The sequence below is a fragment of the Streptomyces sp. PH10-H1 genome, assembly GCF_030063355.1.
Classification (GTDB): domain Bacteria; phylum Actinomycetota; class Actinomycetes; order Streptomycetales; family Streptomycetaceae; genus Actinacidiphila.
The window spans coordinates 1-1,385 of sequence record NZ_JASISZ010000207.1; the positions used below are offsets into that span (position 1 = coordinate 1).

1 protein-coding gene is annotated in these 1,385 nt (G+C 68.0%); it reads right to left on the bottom strand.

The window, feature by feature from the left end; all coding sequences use genetic code 11:
* Positions 1 to 174: 174 nt before the first annotated feature.
* The coding region (locus tag QMK24_RS41230) for an IS4 family transposase (RefSeq protein ID WP_283472047.1) at positions 175 to 1,385 on the bottom strand (1,211 nt) is incomplete at its 5' end.

Sequence of the window (1,385 nt, forward strand, 5' to 3'; positions counted from 1 at the left end):
CCAATGCCGTTAGGTTAAGAGTTCGGGTGGGGTGGTATGAGCGTGGGGGTGCGGGGTGGTGTGGGAGCTTGCCGGTCGTCGGGTTTCTTGATGCGGTAGCGGGAGATGATGCGTTTGATGGCGCGTGGGCTGGTTCGGGGGCGTCGGGGCGGGTTGATGTTGGCGAGGAGTTCGTCAAGCATCAGGCGGAGTGGGTTGCGGTGGTGAGGGGGGAAAGGCCGCTGGCGGCATCAGGGCGATGCGGCGGGCGGCGCGGAGGCAGGTGGTGAAGGACAGGCGGTCGGGGTCGAGCGCGTCGGTGTTGGCGCGGGCGGCTTCGAGCATGTGCACGCGCAGTGCGTAGTGCACGAGCAGGTGGCCCCAGATCTGTTGGAGGATTCCGTCCGGGGTCTTGCTGGTCAGGACGGTGCCAGCGCCGATCTGCTGGGTCTTGAGTTCTTTGAAGGTCGTCTCGATCTCCCACCGCTCGGTGTAGAGGGCGGCCAACTCAGGCCCGGGGTACTGCTCGTGGTCGAGCAAGGTGGTCAGGAGTGTGTAGGTCTCCTGGCCGTCGTCGAGCTGGTAGCGCAGAGCGCGGACCTGGATGCCGTGCTCGCGCCGGCGGTCCTCATACCCGTAGATCGTGGTGATCCAGGAACCGTCGGGCAGCAGCCGGTCGGGCTCGAGTCCGTAGCGTTTGCCCGCCAGTCGCAGCAGAAGGTCCGCTCCGGATGCCGACCAGGCCCGCCACAAGTCCACGCCAGGCAGGCCCCGGTCGCCCAGGACCAGCATGCCCGGGCTCATCGACCGGGCCAGGTCCCGGGCGGTCAGCGCCTCGTGGACCGAGTACGCGCTGACCACCGCGTCGACGACGGCATGCGTGCCGCACTCCACCAGCCCCACGATCTTGGCCTGCGGAAACGCCGCCCGCTTGTACGGCGTCTTGCCCGCCTTGGGCCGGCCGCCGTGGCGCCCGAACTCCTCATCATTGGCCGGGGAGTCGGCCAGGTCGACGCATGTTCCGTCCACTGCCATCAGCCGCAGTCCCCGCCAGAAAGCCCAGCTCTCCGCAGGCTCGGCCAGCGGTACGGCGGCACGGGTGAACAACTCCCGCAACGGTTCCGCGCCCAGCCGCTGACGCGCCAGAAAGATGGACGGCTTGCTCGGCTCCCGCCAGGTTCCCAGCAGGCCGATATGCCGCAGACCGAACGTCGTCTTGCGCATGACCTCCAGATACGGATCCGGCGAGAACAACGCCATACCGAGGACGAAATACACCATCAGCCGAGCCGGCAGCAGCCGAGACCGCCGCTCCACCCGCCCGCACGCCTCCAGCACCTCGTCCACCAGCCCCGCCGGATACACCCGGGCCAGCAGCCCAACATTCACCACAGCACGCAACTCAG